32 protein-coding genes are annotated in these 18996 nt (G+C 40.9%); 3 read left to right on the top strand and 29 right to left on the bottom strand.

From position 1 onward, the window contains the following. Positions 1–2: 2 nt before the first annotated feature. From MKY34_RS11270 to MKY34_RS11130, 29 genes are all read right to left on the bottom strand, one after another. A complete protein-coding gene (locus tag MKY34_RS11270; protein WP_342510574.1) occupies positions 3–164 on the bottom strand; it encodes a hypothetical protein in 162 nt (53 codons plus the stop codon). A 17-nt stretch (positions 165–181) separates the two neighbouring features. Beyond that, positions 182–1423, bottom strand: a complete 1242-nt coding sequence (locus MKY34_RS11265; RefSeq protein WP_342510573.1) for a phage major capsid protein — start codon at positions 1421–1423, stop codon at positions 182–184. 1 nt (position 1424) lies between these two features. Further along, on the bottom strand, positions 1425–2117 hold the full coding sequence (locus tag MKY34_RS11260; RefSeq protein ID WP_342510571.1) for a head maturation protease, ClpP-related: 693 nt from the start codon (positions 2115–2117) through the stop codon (positions 1425–1427). Positions 2118–2123: 6 nt separating this feature from the next. Continuing rightward, positions 2124–3317, bottom strand: a complete 1194-nt coding sequence (locus tag MKY34_RS11255; protein ID WP_342510568.1) for a phage portal protein — start codon at positions 3315–3317, stop codon at positions 2124–2126. Between the two features lie 14 nt (positions 3318–3331). Next, positions 3332–5014: a terminase TerL endonuclease subunit gene (locus tag MKY34_RS11250; protein ID WP_342510566.1), complete on the bottom strand. Its 1683-nt coding sequence runs from the start codon at positions 5012–5014 to the stop codon at positions 3332–3334. Further along, positions 5011–5385 carry a hypothetical protein gene (locus MKY34_RS11245; protein ID WP_342510564.1) on the bottom strand — a complete coding sequence of 125 codons (375 nt, stop codon included), beginning with the start codon at positions 5383–5385 and terminating at the stop codon, positions 5011–5013. The genes MKY34_RS11250 and MKY34_RS11245 overlap by 4 nt, the downstream gene beginning before the upstream one ends. Positions 5386–5545: 160 nt before the next feature. Then, positions 5546–5773, bottom strand: coding sequence for an HNH endonuclease signature motif containing protein (locus MKY34_RS11240; protein ID WP_342515246.1), 228 nt, complete (start codon positions 5771–5773; stop codon positions 5546–5548). Positions 5774–6492: 719 nt separating this feature from the next. After that, entirely contained in the window at positions 6493–7035 is a 543-nt protein-coding gene (locus MKY34_RS11235) for a site-specific integrase (RefSeq protein ID WP_342510562.1), read from the bottom strand. Next, the gene (locus MKY34_RS11230) at positions 7032–7472 is read right to left on the bottom strand and encodes an ArpU family phage packaging/lysis transcriptional regulator (protein WP_342510560.1); all 441 of its coding nucleotides are present in this window, start codon (positions 7470–7472) and stop codon (positions 7032–7034) included. Before MKY34_RS11230 ends, MKY34_RS11235 begins: the two co-directional genes overlap by 4 nt. A 73-nt stretch (positions 7473–7545) precedes the next feature. Beyond that, positions 7546–7695 (bottom strand): hypothetical protein, encoded by a 150-nt coding sequence (locus MKY34_RS11225; RefSeq protein ID WP_342510559.1) that lies wholly within the window; start codon positions 7693–7695, stop codon positions 7546–7548. Position 7696: 1 nt separating this feature from the next. Then, positions 7697–7945, bottom strand: coding sequence for a hypothetical protein (locus MKY34_RS11220; RefSeq protein WP_342510557.1), 249 nt, complete (start codon positions 7943–7945; stop codon positions 7697–7699). 41 nt (positions 7946–7986) lie between these two features. Then, on the bottom strand, positions 7987–8184 hold the full coding sequence (locus MKY34_RS11215; protein WP_342510555.1) for a hypothetical protein: 198 nt from the start codon (positions 8182–8184) through the stop codon (positions 7987–7989). 53 nt (positions 8185–8237) lie between these two features. Further along, the gene (locus tag MKY34_RS11210; RefSeq protein WP_342510553.1) at positions 8238–8426 is read right to left on the bottom strand and encodes a DUF1653 domain-containing protein; all 189 of its coding nucleotides are present in this window, start codon (positions 8424–8426) and stop codon (positions 8238–8240) included. 123 nt (positions 8427–8549) lie between these two features. Next, positions 8550–8726 carry a hypothetical protein gene (locus MKY34_RS11205; protein WP_342510551.1) on the bottom strand — a complete coding sequence of 59 codons (177 nt, stop codon included), beginning with the start codon at positions 8724–8726 and terminating at the stop codon, positions 8550–8552. A gap of 220 nt (positions 8727–8946) precedes the next feature. Beyond that, on the bottom strand, positions 8947–10203 hold the full coding sequence (locus MKY34_RS11200) for a DNA cytosine methyltransferase (protein ID WP_342510549.1): 1257 nt from the start codon (positions 10201–10203) through the stop codon (positions 8947–8949). Between the two features lie 245 nt (positions 10204–10448). Then, entirely contained in the window at positions 10449–10709 is a 261-nt protein-coding gene (locus MKY34_RS11195) for a hypothetical protein (protein ID WP_342510547.1), read from the bottom strand. Positions 10710–10727: 18 nt separating this feature from the next. After that, a complete protein-coding gene (locus MKY34_RS11190; RefSeq protein ID WP_342510545.1) occupies positions 10728–11114 on the bottom strand; it encodes a hypothetical protein in 387 nt (128 codons plus the stop codon). A 13-nt stretch (positions 11115–11127) separates the two neighbouring features. Further along, on the bottom strand, positions 11128–11382 hold the full coding sequence (locus MKY34_RS11185) for a DNA-entry nuclease (RefSeq protein WP_342510543.1): 255 nt from the start codon (positions 11380–11382) through the stop codon (positions 11128–11130). Next, positions 11357–11569 (bottom strand): hypothetical protein, encoded by a 213-nt coding sequence (locus MKY34_RS11180; protein WP_342510542.1) that lies wholly within the window; start codon positions 11567–11569, stop codon positions 11357–11359. The genes MKY34_RS11185 and MKY34_RS11180 overlap by 26 nt, the downstream gene beginning before the upstream one ends. Positions 11570–11578: 9 nt before the next feature. Continuing rightward, positions 11579–12088, bottom strand: coding sequence for a dUTP diphosphatase (locus tag MKY34_RS11175; RefSeq protein ID WP_342510540.1), 510 nt, complete (start codon positions 12086–12088; stop codon positions 11579–11581). 36 nt (positions 12089–12124) lie between these two features. Further along, complete coding sequence (gene ssb, locus MKY34_RS11170) at positions 12125–12646, bottom strand: single-stranded DNA-binding protein (protein ID WP_342510538.1); 522 nt, start codon at positions 12644–12646, stop codon at positions 12125–12127. Further along, positions 12643–12846, bottom strand: coding sequence for a hypothetical protein (locus MKY34_RS11165; RefSeq protein ID WP_342510536.1), 204 nt, complete (start codon positions 12844–12846; stop codon positions 12643–12645). The genes ssb and MKY34_RS11165 overlap by 4 nt, the downstream gene beginning before the upstream one ends. Next, positions 12843–13745 (bottom strand): DnaD domain protein, encoded by a 903-nt coding sequence (locus MKY34_RS11160; protein WP_342515245.1) that lies wholly within the window; start codon positions 13743–13745, stop codon positions 12843–12845. Before MKY34_RS11160 ends, MKY34_RS11165 begins: the two co-directional genes overlap by 4 nt. A gap of 35 nt (positions 13746–13780) precedes the next feature. Then, complete coding sequence (locus MKY34_RS11155) at positions 13781–14434, bottom strand: ORF6N domain-containing protein (RefSeq protein ID WP_342510535.1); 654 nt, start codon at positions 14432–14434, stop codon at positions 13781–13783. Between the two features lie 74 nt (positions 14435–14508). Further along, the gene (locus MKY34_RS11150; protein WP_342510533.1) at positions 14509–14643 is read right to left on the bottom strand and encodes a hypothetical protein; all 135 of its coding nucleotides are present in this window, start codon (positions 14641–14643) and stop codon (positions 14509–14511) included. A gap of 31 nt (positions 14644–14674) precedes the next feature. Then, positions 14675–15028 (bottom strand): hypothetical protein, encoded by a 354-nt coding sequence (locus tag MKY34_RS11145; protein WP_342510531.1) that lies wholly within the window; start codon positions 15026–15028, stop codon positions 14675–14677. 210 nt (positions 15029–15238) lie between these two features. Beyond that, positions 15239–15517 carry a helix-turn-helix transcriptional regulator gene (locus tag MKY34_RS11140; protein WP_342510529.1) on the bottom strand — a complete coding sequence of 93 codons (279 nt, stop codon included), beginning with the start codon at positions 15515–15517 and terminating at the stop codon, positions 15239–15241. A gap of 226 nt (positions 15518–15743) precedes the next feature. Next, positions 15744–16016, bottom strand: a complete 273-nt coding sequence (locus tag MKY34_RS11135; RefSeq protein ID WP_342510527.1) for a hypothetical protein — start codon at positions 16014–16016, stop codon at positions 15744–15746. 29 nt (positions 16017–16045) lie between these two features. Continuing rightward, positions 16046–16285 (bottom strand): helix-turn-helix transcriptional regulator, encoded by a 240-nt coding sequence (locus MKY34_RS11130; RefSeq protein ID WP_342510526.1) that lies wholly within the window; start codon positions 16283–16285, stop codon positions 16046–16048. A 177-nt stretch (positions 16286–16462) separates the two neighbouring features. Here MKY34_RS11130 and MKY34_RS11125 point away from each other — a divergent pair, with 177 nt between their 5' ends. From MKY34_RS11125 to MKY34_RS11115, 3 genes are all read left to right on the top strand, one after another. Further along, positions 16463–16882 carry a helix-turn-helix transcriptional regulator gene (locus MKY34_RS11125; RefSeq protein ID WP_342510524.1) on the top strand — a complete coding sequence of 140 codons (420 nt, stop codon included), beginning with the start codon at positions 16463–16465 and terminating at the stop codon, positions 16880–16882. A 23-nt stretch (positions 16883–16905) separates the two neighbouring features. Continuing rightward, complete coding sequence (locus MKY34_RS11120) at positions 16906–17484, top strand: ImmA/IrrE family metallo-endopeptidase (protein WP_342510522.1); 579 nt, start codon at positions 16906–16908, stop codon at positions 17482–17484. A 167-nt stretch (positions 17485–17651) separates the two neighbouring features. Then, on the top strand, positions 17652–18848 hold the full coding sequence (locus MKY34_RS11115) for a site-specific integrase (RefSeq protein ID WP_342510520.1): 1197 nt from the start codon (positions 17652–17654) through the stop codon (positions 18846–18848). The last annotated feature ends 148 nt before the right edge of the window (positions 18849–18996 follow it).

Genomic DNA, 18996 nt, shown 5'->3' with positions numbered 1-18996 from the left:
ATTTATTCACCGCTTTTCTTTTTGGTTTCCTTTTTAGGTCCTTCAAGGTAGCCGTTTTCTACAAGGTAGTCTACACGTTCTTTATTATCAAACGTATATTCATCACCTTTTTTATAAGATTTCATACCTTGAAAACGCTCGTTAAAATCTCGTTTCACTTTCAATTAAATCATCCTTTCAATTATGGAGTTTTAATATCTTGAATCAACGCGAATGCCTTAGTATCAAGAACGTCGCCATCAACAACTGCATATGCCACATAATCAGTAGTACGCGCCTTTGCGTGGTCTTCTGTCACAACACTGAATGGCTCATTAGTATTGAAGATTAAACCTTTGTTTGCATTACCGAATACGATGTGGCCAGCCGTGATTCCTGCGTCAGCTTCAACTTGGAATCCAAGCATACGTCCAACCGTTTGCCCTGTTGGGTCTGGGATAAAGTATGGACGTCCGGTAGTATCCACTAAGTTAGCAAGCACCGTCCAGATAGTGGCATTGTTCGTGTAGAACTTCGCACCTGGTAGATAGCTAGAGTGCACTTTTGAAATAGCTTCCGTAATCATTTTGAAAGTCAATGGCACTGGATCGGCCGCTTTACTAGGGTCATACGTTACAACTTGTGGCTTCAACGATTCTGCAAGTAGTGCCGTTTCTACACCGTGTGGACCTGTTGTACCATTACCACTTGCTGCCGCTTTACCAAGTGCTACACCTACGCGCTCGCCAAGTTCATTGATGATGTATGGAATGAAGTCAGTAACAGCCATTGCTTTTAACTTCCAAGATACTGTTACCGCCTTAGAAAGTTCATGTCCATCGAGAATTAATTCACCGAATGTATTCTTTTCGTCAGCTGTTTCCGTATCTTCCGGGTACCAAGCTGCGTCACCTTCATCAATGGAAGAATGTTTAGCAATTTTCAGCGTCCCACGAACATTGAATTTCTGAGCATCTGCAAAGAGTGGATACATTTCTTCCGCACGGGACCAAATACCAGCGACAACTGTTTCTGGGATTAGCACACCTGTGTTGCCTGTTGTGTGCGTGTAAGCATTGTCGAACTTCTTATTGACTGCATCGAATACTTCTAATTCGTCACCTTCAATTTTCTGCCCCATCATCTGCTTTGCCCAAGCATTTTCGTAAATCTTTTCTTCTGTTAAAGCGTTGGTAGGTTCGATTGTCGCCACTTGCACACCTCCGTCAATGCTTACACCCTTATTTTCAAGGTCAGTAACGATTTTGTTATCTTGCAATGCTTTCAAGTTAGCATTCGCAAGCGTGATAGTTTCAAACTTAGCGTCTAACTCTTCCACTTCTTTCATCTTTGCGTTAGCTTCGTCTACTTTAGATTCACCAATCATCGCCGTGATTGACTCCATCATTTCGTTGCGTAGCTTCAAATATTGTTCTTTTGTCATATTAATTAATCCCCTTTAATTTAAGTAGTCGGAAGTTCGCTTCCGCTAGTAACACATTTTCGTGCTTAACTTCTTCTGGTTCACCCATCATTGATAGTATCTTTTCAATAGCGTCGCCGCTTAACATCGGTGAGCCGAAACTTGCAGTGAGTGAGAGTTCTTCTTTTTCCGCGAACATGATTTCATCAGCGAACCCCTGCTCGACTGCAGAATTAGCGTTTAGCCACGTTTCCTTGTCCATTACCGCTTTCAGTTCTTCATCTGATTTACCTGTACGCGCTTTATAAGCATTCGCAATAGATTTGTTAGCAGATTTCAAAACTTCGGCAGTATGTTCAAAATCGCGATAGTCACCGCCGCCATAAGTTGACACGTTATGCATCATTAATTGGGCTGTTGGTGAAATCAACAACTTACCTTGACTTGCCGCCATTGCAATAACACTAGCAGCACTAGCAGCGAGTCCAACGATTTTAACGGTAACTTGCCCCTCGTAATCTCGTAACGTCGTATAAATCTCGCTACCGGCAAATACATCACCGCCACCACTATTGATTACTACATCCACATTAGATTTATCGCTAGGCAACGCATTTGATACCTTACTAGGACTTGTAGCATCAATCCCAATCCAATCATAAAAACGTTGGTGAGCATCGCTAACAATCGCACCTTTGACATGTATCTTCGTCATTCATTCTCACCCCCTCTCATCCTCTTTTTTTTCTTCCTTATCGCCAGACTCTGATATCGCTCCCATATCCAAACGCCTTACATAAATGTCTCCGCCTTCAATAGGCGCAAGCCCGAATACGTCACGGCCTTCATTCGCATTTACATAACCACGATCAATACCGTTATTCACGAAGTCCATTTTTGTTTTCAGCGTAGCGAATGCAAGGTTTGAACTTTCAAACATGATTCTGTTACCAAAACCACGTTCTCTGCGCGTGAATAACTTCCGTGTAAATTCATCAGACAATTGAACGATGTCACTTTCGATAGCGTTTTCGTAATAACTCACCCAATCGTTTTCTGAGTAGCTACTGCTAACAATTTTTTCATTCGTGGCGAAAAATGCGTATACCCGCTGCACCGTTACGTTCATTTGCTTTTCATTCGGCACATAGTCTTTTGGGTCAACCTGTATAGCATCCATCTTGGCATCAGTAGCAGCAGCACCTACTGAATCAGATTCGATGTTTAAATAGTCGTTCACAAATTGCTTAGTCGCTTTTTTCAAATCTTCTGGTCGAAGCGTCTGATTAAATTTAAGTAGCCACTTTACAATGTTGGAATTCTTAATTGCTTTAACAATCCCTTGATCCGTTGTATTTATTATTTCCATCAGCGGTGCTAGCGATTCCGCTGGACTATCACCGAATAGCTCGTTTGAATTGAAATCTTTTCGTAAATGGATAATGTCAGTGTATCGGAATGTGACAGCTTTACCATTTACCAATGTGAACTTTAAGTACAATTGACCTCTACTGTCCTTTATCGCATCTGTTGACGTTGCGGTGATTGGATAAATTTCAGTAGGATATCCGTTTTCATCACGGTTGATATAAGCGAATGCGTTGTTATTCAACTCTAAATGAGTGATTAACTTCTCCTGCATCTGTTGTCCTGTCATATACGGATTAGGTTCTTCTAGCAGAAACCTCATGTAAGCGTCTGGGTTGACCTTTAATCCTTCTTCATTCCTACGGATGTGTTTGCCTATCGCTTTACCAACTGCCTTAGCTTTTGGGCGTATAGCAGACCTCACAACGTCAGACTGATAGATTTTACCGTTCCATGCGTAAAAACCGTTTCCGCTATCCGTCATCATTTCGTAACGGGTAACAGTAACGGCTTTATTTTCTTTTTTGAATCTATCGAAAAAACCCAAATTGATTTCACCTCCTATATCATGTTTAGATAATCTTCATAATGTCTTTCCAACACAACATAAGCATCAAGCAAACTTGCAAATCCATCAATACGTTTCTTTTGATTAGTCCCTTTTATCGGCTGGATGTTACCGTTTTTATCAATCTCTATCGATACATTAGACAAGCACCATTTCAATATCGGGTTGTTGTTATAAACGACTCTATCACTTTCCAAATCTGCCCCCAGTGACATCATAGGAGATGAAAGGGTTTTTTTGCCCTGGATTACAGCTTCCATACTTTCTTTTCCGAAATGATTCTGCATTTCTTCCACAAAGTAAGTGGCAGACCAGCTATCGTAACCAATCCAAGGAATATAGATATCCTTTTCTTGTTGCACTTCTAAAAACCATGCAGTCACGTCACGATAATGTACTTTGTTTCCTTCGCTCGTTCTTAAATGTCCTTGTTCTTTCCATTTGTCATAAGGAATGCGATCTTCATTTGTCCTTTTTTCCAATAGTTCTTCTGGTAACCAGTACATTTGCTCAACATATATTCTTTCGTCATTCGGAACCATAAAAATAACCGTTGCACAGGTTAAGTCGGTTGTGGAAGATAAGTCCACACCACCTATCCCGTATCGCGGTTTAAGTTTAGCTATATCAAATTTCTCTTGGTTGTTCAATTGCTCAAATGTCAGCCAAGATTCTCCACCTGTTTCCCGTATGTTAAAATCTTTGCAAACTAGATTTTTAACGAGCATTGAGTTCGATTTTGCTTTATTTACCTTTTGTTCAAGTGAATCAATTTTCTTAATCGTCCCTAGACCTGGATTAGCTTTTTTCCAAGCCGCTTCGTCAATCCATTCTTTTCTTTCGTCCAGTTCGTAAACAATGGGAAGCAGCCTTTCGTTAACATATCCTTCCGGGTCGTCGTATCCGTTTATTACAAGTTCACACTCGTCATACAGTCGGTCATAAACTGATTCGCGAACCGTACCTGCTGTTGTCGTGACAAATATTAAAGGATTGTCCCTCGATGAAGTGCCATCCACAACGACGTCATAAAGATTCATGTCTTTCCAAGCATGAACTTCATCAAACGTCGCTCCGTGTACGTTGAGTCCATCTATGGATTCTGAGTCCCTGCCAAGTGGTTTGAATGCACCGTCATTAAATTCTGATACCATTTCAGAAACTAATGGCTTGATTCGCTTTCGCAATACTGGTGATTTGTTCACCATTCGTTTTGCTTCAAGCCAAATTATTTTAGCTTGATCTCGCTTTGTTGCCACTGCGTAAATCTCAGGACCAAGTTCACCGTCGGCAATCATTAAATATAATGCGACGGCAGCCGCTAAAGTGGATTTCCCGTTTTTTCGGGCGACAATTAAAATTACTTCTTGGTATTTCCGAGTGCTATCTATCTTGTGGACTATGCCGAACATGGCACCCATTAAAGCCTTCTGCCACAGTTCTAAAATGAAAGGCTTTCCACCCATATTCCCCTTTGAGTGTTTGCAATACATTTCAGTAAATTCAATAGCGTGACTCGCTTTAGATTCATCATATTCCCATTCGGATTCAGTATTTAAAATGATGTCATTAACAATATGTTTGTAAACGCGTCTAATTTTATCGCTAACAACTTCTTCACCTGAGTCAATTTTGTTCCGATATTCCAGGATTGGATTGTAAGCTAAGTAATTCATCTTTTATTCACGAAGGCCTCAAAGCCGTCATCCCCTTCGCCTTTTTTCTTCGGCTCAGGCTTGGGAAGATAATCGCCCAACTGCTTCATTATCGACTGGTAGCTTTTATTCATAGCGATATATCGTCTAGCTTGTGGACGTTCTCGTTCATATGGTTCTTGATCTGGGGATTGCGAAAACATTTCATCGTAACCATTCAAATCCAAATCCAGCCGAACATCTTCCAATCGAACGCGCAAGTCGGCCGCTTCCACAATTAACCCCTCAACGACCATGAGGGTATCTTTTGGCAGTTCCTTGTAGATCCGTTTAAGTCGATTGGTTTCTTTCTTAACTCGTGCATCTTTTGTCAATTCTTTTTTAGTCGCCATAAATAACACCTCAATTCTGCATTTATTGGGGTAGGGGGTCACGCGGAAAGGTCCTGTGCGTTAAAAATAACTCCCCAATCGGTCTGGGCTTTTTTCAACTTTTTTAAAAAAAAGGGGGGGTTTGAACTTTTTTTATTTTTTTAAAAATTTTTTTATTTTTTTAAAAAATATTATTTTTTATTAATTCTCCATCACTATTGAAACTAAATCCTTCTCGCAATGGTTGTGACTTACTAAACGTCTTGACGTTGTGACACGGCGTACATAGGTACTGTAGGTTGTCATGATTGAGTGTGATATCTGGATCATTTAAGTTTGTGCTGTTCAACTCGATGATGTGGTCGAGTATGTAACCTGGTCCTCCACATTTCTCGCACAGCCCGAACACCTTACTGATATATGACTGCCTGCATAGTAGCCACGCCTTGGAGTTGTAAAACTTCTTAGCCGCTTTGGTATGGTCTAACAATGCATCACCCCTTTTATGTAATAGAAAAAGACACCCATGAAGGATGTCTTACGAAAATATAATAATGATAACCATGAGTAGAATGAATAGCATAAGCCCGCAACCAAGTCGCCCTAGCATCTTAGCTTTAGGTGACCCATCGCCTTTTCTTAGAAATAGATTATTCAAGTCAATCCCTCTTTTCCATTTAATCAATCATACCAAACTATGGGTAAAAGAAAACCACTCACATACACGCAAGTGCAGTACTACATAGCTTTTGCTATGCGCCCGTGTATGTGAGTGGAAAAGGGAAGGGAATGTTCTATGGCTTATTTGCCACACTACTAGAATACCACTCCAATCTCACAATCTACTGCCACAATCCTGCCAGAAGTCTGCCACTTTTATTTCTTTACCCAATGATATCAACGGTTTTGTTAGTTACTAACGTACTTATCCCCCACATATCCATAAGTTATAAACTGGGTAACTCAACGAAACGCTGAATCCCTTGATACCACTGTCCTAACTCGCATTCGCTATTTTGAGTTACACAAATGTTTTTTGTAGCTATCTGATAGATACTAAGACACTTGTACAGCAATAGAATAAGTGGACAAATAAAAAAGACCCACCCAACAATTAAGTTAGATGGATCATATCTTAAAGTCATTCAACGCTTTATCCATTGAGTCCTGATTGATTCCTATGTAGCGCAAAGTAATGTTCTCATCGCTGTGGTTAAATATCTCCATCAACAAGGCCACATCCTTGTACTTCTTGTATAAATGATAACCGAATGTCTTTCTTAGCGTATGTGTGCCTACTCCATCTAGGCCTACATAGTCAGCTGCTTCCCTTAATATTTTGTATGCCATACTACGGCTAATCGGCTTGTTTAGGCCTTCTCGACTTTTAAATAGATACTCGTCATCATCCTTGCCTTCGATGTATTTCTTGAGCTCCCTTCTTAGCCCCGGCGTCATCTGAATGCGCTTCTGCTTCTGCGTTTTCTTCTCGCGTAGATCAAAATACGTCTTCTTGGCATCGCGAACCCTTAATGGCAACAGGTCCGAAATACGAAGACCGCTATTGATGCCAGTAACAAACAGCATATAATCACGTTCAGATTTTTTCATTAAATACTTTTTCATCTCGGCAATCTGGTCTGGATCACGGACTGGGTGTACATAGTTCAATTCGCCACCTCCTCATAAACTTCTATCTTTAATGCGAAAGCTAACTTATAGAAGATCCGCGACTTGATTCGATAATAGTTTCTTTCTGACATATTGAGATCCAAATACACATCATAGTCATACCGTTCCCCATCAGACAGATAGCGCATGATGATGATTGAACGTTCCGCATAAGTTAAACGGTTCACTGCACGAACAACCCAATCTAGGAACTTAATGCGTTCTTGCTCGTACTCTACGTTAGCGATGGCTGCCGACTCCGTTGAGGAACTTGGTAAGCTATTCGAAAATGGCATCAGTGTATATTTGGCCGTGATAGTTGGTAAGCGGTCGAGGCTAACTTGCAATGAATACATTCGATACCTTTCCAGTATTGACTCAACGGCTTTCTTTGTTTCCTCTCGATCAATGGCTGGTAAATTAAATTCTATCTGCATATTTGACGCCTCCTCAAAGTAATCTTGAAATGCACAAAAAAGACAGTAACAAACCTGTCTTTTTTATGGTAATCTACGTTTGATTTTTCATCACTCGATCATAGATTTTCAATAGCTCTGCATCGCTTAATGACTCCAAGTAGCTTTCTGAATAACTTGTTGTCATATTGCTACTGCAGGTGAAAATCATTTGGTCACGATCGATTTCTTCGGAATGCTCCATGTTATATCCTCCTCAATTCTTCATGTCCGAATATCCCGGTTCGCTCCCGATTCGGAAACTGAACTTCATACTGCTGATGGCTAAGTAATTTCACAACTTGCCCCTTCAATCCCTCGTGGTCCTTCAAGTAGTAATAGTCCTCAACGTCCTGCTCATTTAAATTAGCTACAACTATCACTGGATCTTCAACTACAAACGCTGCTTTGATTGGTGTTGGTAATACATCAAAAATAGTAAGTTGTTGCTCCACTAGTATCACTCCCTCCGCAAAACAAATGGCCGTACTGCGCTTTAGTCCTTGAATACTTCGAAAGCATCATATTCACCCGAATAAACTCTATAAGGTCTTTTTAGCTTGTTGCTGTAAATCTCAACATAGCCACCTTCACCGTTGTCTACTGATGCCGTGACTTGTACCTTTTCACCGTCTTCAAAAGCATCTTCACCACAATAGATTTTGCTTGTATCTGTTATCAAGGCCTTAATCATCTGATTTCCTCCTTCACAATTTGGTCGAGTTGCTGCACCATGTTGTCACCCCTTTAAAAAATACGCTGAAAACGTTTAACCCTTTTACCTTCATGCTCAACGTACCCTTGAAACATTTCCAACGGTCTTGCCCATACATTTCCTTTCGAATCATTGTAGATAGCAAGCCGTTCATTATTTTCAGTGTGATCGGCAATGCTCATCAAAAAGTAAGTTCCGCCCTTGTAATGTTTAAATTCCATAAAAACCTCCCTTTCTATTTGCGGCTCACCATCGGTCCATGAGCCGCATTTTTCGTTTATACAGGCAAAAATGCTTGAAGTTCGTTCGATTGATAGAACTACGCATAATGGTCGCAACCTCCGTCATTCGTTCAGTATTTTCTCGACGCGTTTAGCTGCATCTTCTGTCATGCCTAATACTGTTGCGCCGAATTTCTCCCCATATTTCCGGGTTAAATCGGTCATGAAATGACTTAGCTCTTCCGTGATTTCTTCTTCCGTAATGCCAGTTGCTGAAATATAAAAGTATTGTCGTTCCATCAATTACTGCTCCCCTTTCTTAGTACACTTAATGGTCGTTATGTTCAGTTCTTTTCTACAAGAAAAGTTGCTTTTCATGGTACAATCTCCCTAAAGGAGTGATATTTTTGATGAAATTTATTGGCATAATTACCGCCTTAATAGTATTAGCGGTATTATTACTTAGCTGGGTTGATATCGACCTTAATGTCCTCAAGTAATGGCCATCCTGCAAGATAGACTAAATCGCCACCAATCTCCGATACTTGGACTCTTCCGAACACAACTCCGGTAAGTTCACCCGTACCAGATGCTCCGCAAACGGTGGAGGAACTGAATTTCCCACTCTTGCCACCTGTTGAGTTTTTGGATAAAGCTTTCCTTCGTGGTCTCTATCGATGATGTATTCCTCCGGAAAGCCTTGCGCCGCAAACAATTCATGTGGCTGTAGCATACGCATTCCGATGTCAGTAATTCGATAGTCTTGACCGCTGACAGTGACTAATCCGAACCTGTCTTTTGTCGGGATCGTATGCAACGGCTCATTTAACGACTGTCCGACTCCCTGTCCGTAGTATTTTGTAAGAAACGCCGTCACCAAGCCAAATCGGTTAGCAGTTGGAATTGTTGCTAAAGGTTCGTCCAATCCACTACCTCTTACCTCAGACCCCTGATGCGTGTAGTAATGCTGGATGAAACACGCCTTATCATTTACGATATATGGCTTGTTAGTCCTCGTGATAAACTTTTCAATTCCGCGATTGATGCGAATCATTGTATTCTTGGCTAACGGTCGTTTTCGAGTGAAAATACTCGGCGCAGGAATCAACCAATCAATGATTTCCCCTGCTGTCCGGTACGGCTTTTTAAGACCTAATTGAACATTTATATCACCAGGTTCCGCATGAGTTGCTTCTGGCCACGTGATCGGCCGCCCGTCACACCGAGCAATCATAAAGAATCTTTTTCTAGTAGTCGGCGCACCATAATCACATGCCCTCAACTCTCGAAAATCCACTTCATACCCCAGCGCTTTCAATGCTTTAACAAACGAACGGAATGTCTTACCTGACTTATCCTTAATCGGGTAACCATCTTCATCCAACGGTCCCCAAGTCTTGAACTCTTCAACGTTTTCGAGCATGATCACTCGTGGTCTGACTGCTATTGCCCACCTAACTGCTATCCATGCAAGCCCTCGTACCTCTTTCTTTTTCGGTTGTCCACCTTTTGCTTTTGAAAAATGAGTGCAGTCGGGAGATAGCCAACACAAGCCGACCTTTCTCCCTTTAACCACTTTCACGGGGTCTACATCCCAAACACTTTCGTTATAGTGTTCCGTTTCAGGATGATTAGCCTTGTGCATAGCAATAGCAGCTGGATCGTGATTGATTGCGACATCTACTGATTGCCCTGTCGCTAGTTCCATGCCACAACTCGCTCCACCACCACCCGCGAAGTTATCGACGATAATCTCGCGAAATAAATCTAGTTGCAATGTTCCCCCTCCAAGTATTTACAAAATTTTTAAATGAGTTATAATATCTACAAACAACCTAACCTAACTCAATTGAATTGAGGGTGAACTAGATTCACCTAAATTCATTGATAGGGAGGTGTTACTATGAGAATAAAAGTAAACTGTGAAGTTGAAATTACTCCCGTAGTGATGATGGTCATGATGACTATTGTCAAAATTGCGCTTGGTCTTTGACCAGGTGCTTTTTTACTGCATATTTTGGGTCATATGTGGATCTCCTTATTTTCGACAAGCCGTTGCATTTCTTCTCGAAAACGCGATTTAATGAATACTTCGTGTCTTTTGGTTTTCACGTTGCCGTATCGACCTTTCAAATATCCAATATCAACGTGACTGATGCTATCTGGTGGACTGCTCCACCAAGATGTAGATTCAACGCCATTTCCATCGGTAAACGTTGATGAAACACCTCTGTTTTTAGAACTCCATTCGTCAACAAACATTTCGAATTTCAAACGAGCCATTATTTACACCCCTTCGTCTTATGCGTCCAAATCAACATTCTCAATTCGCGGCATTTCTCCAAACCTTTCGAAGGTCTTTTTTTGCATTACTGCAAGATGTTCATCAAAATTTTTCACGCCTTCGATTTTCCGTTTCAAACCCTGACCTATGATATCTTTGAAAAATGCCAATGTATCCTCTTTGGTTTCCGTCATCGCCATAGTTACTGTATTTAAATTGATTTCCCATACTTTAAAGCCTGTTGTTACTTCCGAAATATTGATACGGTCGCTCAGCGGGATTGCACAGAATCGGTATGGACCCACACAGATTTCATGCCCTCCAGCCTGCTGCCAATTAGGCTCGCCTTCTTTTTCAAACGCCAAGTGAAAACGTTGCACTTGCTCATTCACTGTAATCTCCATTGATTCCATCCCCCTACCAATGTTTATTCAATCGTTTGTAATGCTCAACAAGGCCCCTCTTTTTTAAGTAGGTCATTTTATCGGCAACGGAAGAAACCGTTTTACCGAGTGCCATAGAAATAGTATCTCGACCATCTATTTCATAGTATTTGCACAAATATTCTAATTCGGATTCTGTCCATGGGATTCTATGAGAAAAGTGGAATTCTGGATGATACATCATGCGACCCGCTGCGTCATACTCATAGAACTCTTCTACGTTCGCCATAACTGACACGCCTCCTTCTTGCTGGAGCCGACATCGGTATCCCGTTTTTATTTTGCTTTGGCTGTGTCTTTTCTTGCCACTCGACACGCCAGCCATCTTTGCGAAGTTCATACAATTCATTACGTGAAAAATGTCCGTGGATATAAAGTTGCTGCCGACTAACTTTTTTGGTTAGTGTCGTGAGCATAGCTTGTCCTCAATACCCAGTCGCTTGCCTAGCATGATTGACTTCATTTTTTGCATGGTAAGCATTTTTGAACTCATCCCACGTAAAGCCAAGCGTATCAACCAAGGCGAGGAAGTCATTTACGTATACCACGTAGTTGCTGGGTTCCAGTCGCGCTGCACTAGCAATGAATCCGGCAAATACATCTTCGATTTTCAAATGCTGATGTGCGTTAACTGCTCTGTACCGGATCTCCTCGACTCGTTTTCCATTGATTTTTCCAAACTCCAATCCAATTGAAAGGATGAAATGAAAACAGTCCACTAACTCCACCAAAGCTTTTTCATAATTATTTGGTTTGTTGGACCAAAACTTAAACGTTTCAGGCATTTCGTTCGCCAACTCAGCTAGCTCGGTCATTAAGGCCAAACGTTTTTTACTTAGCAAATCGCGTCCACTCAGGTGCTTTGTTTGCACAATTTCCGCATCCAATTTCCTTTGTGAACTAAAGAATCTTATAAGTCCTACCGTTTTATACAAATCAATCTCCTCACTTTCAAAGTTTCATAGTTTTAATTAAAATGGAAGGTCGTCATCCGATACCTCGATTGGTCCTCCACCTGTCGCAAATGGATCTTCGTCAGTACGTGCATAACTTTGCTGATTCGGCTGTTGGTACTGTTGACTTGGCTGCTGATTCTGATAGTTCTGTTGTGGAGCATAAGATGGTGCTGGGGCTCCGTAATCAGGTCCAGAACTAGATCTATCAGCTGATGCATTACGTGGTTCAAGAAACTGCGTGCTATCGGCTACAACCTCAGTCGTATAAACCCGCTTGCCGTCTTGCCCCTGAAAGCTACCAGTCTGAATACGGCCATCAACTCCGGCAAGGCTTCCTTTTTTTAAAAAGTTCGCAATGTTTTCTGCCTGTTTTCTCCAAGCTACACAGCTGACAAAGTCGGCTTCTCTTTCGCCTGATGCATTTTGGAAAGCCCGATTTACTGCTAATGTGAAGCGACAGACCGCGATTCCAGTTTGTGTATATTTGAGCTCGGGATCTTTTGTGAGCCTGCCGACTAATACGACTCTATTAATCATGTTGTCACCTCGCTTTTCAATTTCGCCCCATTAAGCCATTCTTCAAAAACATCTACACGGACAATTGTTACTCTTTTCCTTCTGATATCTGTTTTAGATTGATAAGCAACCATGATGCGATCAACAGTTAAACCCCTGAACAACCTTTCGTGATTCCCTTTCACTAGCACATCACCGACATTTAACTCAGTCACATTCATTCAGCATCATCCTTTCTCTGCGGTGACATACCAAGCTCTTCAGCCAATTTCCTTCGCTCTTCTTCAATATCAAAATCTGCATCGGGAGTAACTGAAGGTGGCACTTCGTCTGCTTGCTTGTCCTTTTTAAACCAAGCAGGCTCATGCTCTTCACGTGCTGGTCTACCTGCATAGCTTTTCTTACTAGCATTCTTTTGTTGTTCACGTTGCTTTTCAGCAGCCAATACATCTCCAACACTAGTAAATTTTTTCTGATGCCAGTCTTTCAATATCTTTTCCGTGTAGTTCCATTTCGCAACACCGTTTTCAAGTGCTATCTTCATGGCGTGAATGACAAGCTCATTATTCGTGTCATCTATCCAAGATCCGATTTTCTCACCGACATGAGGTGTAAGGATTCCGAATCCGTTTTCCTGGTAAAACGAAAATGGAGTTTCAGCAGAATCCTTTTGCGTACGCACATTGTCATTGTTGTTATTAATCTCTGAAGTACTCTCTGTAGTAATCTCTGGTATTGGTCTAGTCAAAGTGGCATCTCCATCGTGCCACTTTGGTACATCGATGGTGTCAATTTGACCTGTCGATGTGCGTTTTCGTACTTCGATGTTTTCATTGTCGATTTGATCCAACACTTTATAATCAATTCGATACCACTTAGTCTTATCTATTGCTGACTTATTAAAATTACCTGTTACAATCAAACCCATTTTTTCAAGCTTTCTAATAAGCCTTCCGATTGTACTCTCGCTCCAAAATGGAAACTGTTTTTGCCATTCCGGCACGCTGTTGTAAACCCACTTTTGATTTTCTTTTACATGCGCGCTACGTTCGAGCCAATAATGCAATTGCTGTAAAAAAATAGATTCCGGCAGACCAATTTTTGTTGCAAGTGATGGCATTACCAATAAAGGTTTTTCATCAAGTAATAATTTTGTTATTGTCCCCACCTCGAAATAAATATCAAGGCATCTTGAAGTTCATGCTGCTTAACATCCCGATAAGAATCCACGTTGTAGCGTTCGCGTATTGATGAGTATAGAGAACGGAAGAGCGCTGGACGGGCTCCTTTATTACTTACCAGTTGATGCACACGTTCGCCTACGGCAATTCTTAAACGGCGCTGCTCTCCTGAGTGCAGTGTGAGCGAATCGCGTAATTGTTGTTCCACTGCTTCCAACCTACTTTCAATTTGATAGATTTGTTCATGTGTTATGGTAGGCGTCTTGCTGACGTCTACCGCAGAATCACGCATCATTGCTGATACAAGGTAGTAACCATTAATCAATTTGCTATAGGCTTCCCACGCTGAATCTGATTTTAAAGATTTGGCATGCATCCACGCCCCTTGTTCCGTCCAAAGATATAGATTTGAAACGTATTTAAGGGAGGCGTCGTTCGGACGTTCACCTTTAAAGCGCTTCAAATCCTCCCCTGTCAGGGCAATGTAGTGGATGCCGGGAACGTATTGTTTTTCATTACGCTGGAAGTTCCTCGTTATGATCTTGGATTGTGTACCATACGATTCTGCCAACTGAGCTGTAGTGAGCACGCGCATATCACTATGCTCAACTACCTGTAATTGCTGCATAACAACACCCTCCTTCACTTGACTTCTCCAAAGAAATTAGAGATAATATCTCTATTGAATATTTTTCCGACCGCTTACTCGCATGCCAGTGCAAGTAGGCTTTTTTTACGCCCTTTTAGGCTAACTTCATTCTGACGAGCAGCTTGTACAATTGAACTGAGTCGCTTCTGCGAGTCCATCGCCATCCATTCTTTCACGTTGATCTTCATGAGGATTCACCTCCCTTCAATGGATTAAAAACTAAGCCCATTTGACGCTTATCTTGATATCTCCATAACGTGAGACTACATATCCTGCATTTTTAAGCATCCCTACAAGCACATCCAAAATGCGTTCATCCTCGTCTAAATACAGTTCGAACTCCAAACTGTAATGCCCGTCTAAAGAGTTCTCCGTAATCATTTCTAGTAAGCGTCTGTAGGCTTTGCTAGATAGTACGTCCTCTTTAAAAATCATTTCATTGGCTTTTGTCAATGCCTTCAACTCGTCTGCAGGTGTTAATGTTAATGTCGTATTCATTCCACGGCCCACTGCTAACTCCACATTCATTTCCGCACGCTTTTTGTCACTCAACCCTCTGAATCTATTTCTCACTACATATCCCTACCTTTCTGATGATTGAATCCCATCAAAATGCCCGGGATAGGGTGGGTGTATTTGCCGATTGGCATTCCCGGACATTTTGACAGGAGCCAAAGCTCCGTCGATGTGTTATAATAAATTTAATATGTTCGTACCGCTGATTGACACCGCCATGTCAATCGGCTTTTTTTATTTGTAAATTCTCCAACGTATGTAAACCTCCTAGTAAAAGAAATGAATAAATCCTACAACTACACTGGACATCGTGTTTAGGATGTCTGGAACCACCGTCAATAACTCCGTGCCATATAGAAAGGCAATGCCTAGATCCATTGATTGTGTGGCCACTGTCCAATCCCTAAAAATATGGGTATCTGGAATCCTTCTATCCGTCTCAATTTTTGAAATGTCGGATTGGCTCAAATTCAACACATCTGCCAGCTCACTTTGACTAAAGCCTTTACTTTTTCGGCAATCTCTTAAAAACTGACCCGTCCCCACGTTCTCACCCCCTTTGAATATTCCAAATATGAATATTCGCTGTTTTATTCAAAATTGGAATAGGGTTTCTATCAATCTCGTTATATAGTTAAGTTATAAATAAAATACTCCTGATAACCTCTTAAACTCCTCGATTATCCTCAACCATGCCAGCGAATATATTGCTGGCATGTCCACTCCTTAAATCCCTGATGCCGTGCGCCTGCCAACGCGTTTATTATTTTAATTACCATTCATCCATGATTTGTTTAATGACCTTCAAGCTCGGTTCATAAAACCAATAACGTTTTCCACCTTTTTTCTGTCGTTGCAACGCTCTCATGCGATCATCTTTCAGAAAATCATCTTCGATTGTTCTTACACTCATACAAAGTCGCTTTGACATTTCGTTGGTGTCCCAGGTAAGAAGTACTTCTCGACACGCTTTATCCAGTCGCTCTTTGAGTTGTTGATCGATTTGTTCTTGGTCAATCACGGTGTGAAATTGAACTACCGTCATGCTGTTAACCTCCTCTAAGGTACATATTTTCAAACGACTTCTTTCGAGTTGATACATTTCGTATCAATAGATACCTGAAAAATATCCGGAAACAGTAATCTCATAGAAGTGCTATATAACGACTCGAATTTCAACATCGTCTCAACACTTGGATTTCTGTCGCCCTTTTCTATTTTCCTCACAAATACTTCAGATACACCTATCTTTTCCGCAACTTCTAGTTGTGTGAGTTCTTTTTGTTGGCGTTTTTCTATTAGTACTTCCCGCACTGGAGTAACCTCCTTCCTTGATACGTTTCGTATCTGTATTCACAATATAACACGATACACTTTGTATCGTCAACTGATAATTGATACATTTTGTATATTTTCTTTTATTCGATACTGATTGTATCTATACTTATAGATAACATAAAGTTAAAATGATAAATATTAGGGGGGCTACGATTGATAGGCGATCGAATGAAACAATTGAGAGGCAATCGTACGCAAGAAGACATCGCGAGTTTGATTGGGGTATCCCGAGCTAGATACTCGCATTACGAAAACGGGAGAAGTGAACCAGATTTAGTGATGTTAGAGAAGATAGCGGATTGTTACGGAGTTACGATTGATGAACTTCTTGGAAGAACTAACATATCCGAACGAACGAACACTATCATTGTTGCTGGCCAAGAAATCAACCTTTCTATAGAAGAACTGCAACTTTTTGAGGAATTAAAAAAGCATCCCGTCCTTTTTCATGATCTTGCAACAGATCCAGAGCGCAAGATCAAAGAGCTGCTGAAACTTTATGAGATGAAGAAGATGCTGCTGGAAGAAGATACTACGGATTATGGCGATGGGTTTGGGGAATTGAAGGATTAAAATCTGTAAAAGGCCGTGACTTTATGCAACAAATACAAACTTACACAGACTACTGGGAGGAACGGGCTGAAAAAGTCCTCTCTCACTTTCACTACACGTTCCCGGACGAAATTAGCATCACAGACATCTGTTGGCGCTACGGCATCCGTATTCTGCCGCTAGACCATCCATTTATGGACGGCTATATTGAAAACCTGGATAACGATCTGAAAGCAGTTTCCTTTCCAGGTACGATAGATCGACGAGGAACGATTTTTATTAAAGAGAATTTGAATTTCATTGAAAAGAAGCTGCTTCTTGCAGAGGAATTTTGTCATATCTACGCTCATCAAAAATCACAAGTCTTTGTCGACAAGCATCAAATCGGGAAGCTTGAAAACCAAGCAAAAAGAATGGCTGCTTATCTTTTGATGCCTGCCCAGTTCATCAACACGGTTTATGATGCAGCGTACGATGAAGCCGTTATGATATCGGATATTGCAGACCATTTTCTTGTTACGGAAGAATTCACCCAATACCGATTGGAATTGATTTTTAATCGTAAAGTTGATGCATTGATAACGCATAAAGGCACGTTGGGGACGATTGAGTGGTTTGAGTGACCATATAAAAGGAAAAAAATATAAATATGTTAAATATGCCACTAGATTAATTGCCCCATTAAGGGCTTTTCTTTTAATCATAATTAGAACGTACATTCCTTAAAGGAGGTGATGCCCATATCTATCCCCCACCGTGCGCCTGCCAACGCTAAAGGGAGATAAATATAATGGTAGCAACTGCAAAAGAAAAGACAAAAAAACCGAAGAAGAATTATACCAGTAAAGAACCAGAAGTGTTTTGGTATCTGAATGCCAAAGGTGATAAGTTGTGGGGGTTCCGGCATAAGTACTATGATGCATTAGGTATTCGCCAGGAAAAGCCAAAACAAGGATTAATGACGGAGAATATAGCAATCCGAGAGTTGCTTGCTGTTAAGACAGATTTGATCAACGGAAATATTAAACGTGTTGACAACTCAAATTTGACGGTTTCAGCTTGGTTGGATATTTGGTTTGAGACAAACAAAGATGATTGGGAAATAACGTCAAGAATCCAACGCGAGAATGCAATTAAATATCAAATGAAGCCGTTGCTTGGTAAATACAAATTAGCAGACTTAGATAAGGCCACTTATAAGCGTGTTTTTATCAACGCCTTGCTCAAAAAATATGAGCCTAGCACTGTGCAGTTATTTCATCGGTTGTTTAAGGTTGCGATCAATGCAGCCGTAGATAGCGAGATCATTAAAAGAAACCGTTTCAATAACATTAAAATCGTTGAAAATAAGACCGAAGACAACTTTCTAACTGCGCCCGCACTAAAATCATTTCTAATTGCGGCGAAATCATTGGAAAACATAACGAACTATACAGCTATTTTACTTTTGGCTTACACCGGATTACGCAAGGGTGAATTGCAAGGGCTTCAATGGGCTGATATCAACTTCTCGAAAAAAGAATTGACAGTAGAACGAACTCGGGATAGATATGGCGAACGCTCACCGAAAACGAAGAAGAGTTTCCGAACGATCCTAATTGACGATATTGTTTTAGAGCAGTTAAGAGTTTATAAGACCTGGTGCAAAAAAATATTGCTTACTTTTGGAAAGAAGCTGAAAGATGATGGTGATGATTTTATTTTCATCTCCCACCAATCAGGCACTCCAATTGGTGACAATACTTTAAACGCTAGTTTCACACGTATAGTAAAAGATACGGGTGTGAAGAAAATTACGCCGCATGGACTAAGGCATACTCACGCAACGATTCTTATTGCTGAAAAAACTCCATTGAAAACGATATCTGATCGACTCGGAAATACACCAGAAATGGTTTTGAAAGTATATGGCCATTCGTTCAAAGAACTAGAAAAAGAATCAGTAGATGCCTTCAGTTCTGCTATGAATCGGGCTATGAATTTATAGGTTTGGGGGAAGTTTTGGGGGACGCTTTTCATTTTAGTCACTTGGAGCCTACTGCCGACTGGGGTTTGGTTTACTGCTAGTATTACAACCGTTAATATCGTCTTTGGAAAAGAGTCCTTCACAGGGCTCTTTTTTTTCGTGTTACAAT

Source organism: Sporosarcina sp. FSL K6-1522 (assembly GCF_038622445.1).
In the GTDB taxonomy this organism is placed as follows: domain Bacteria; phylum Bacillota; class Bacilli; order Bacillales_A; family Planococcaceae; genus Sporosarcina.
This window is presented reverse-complemented; position numbering and strand designations above follow the sequence as displayed.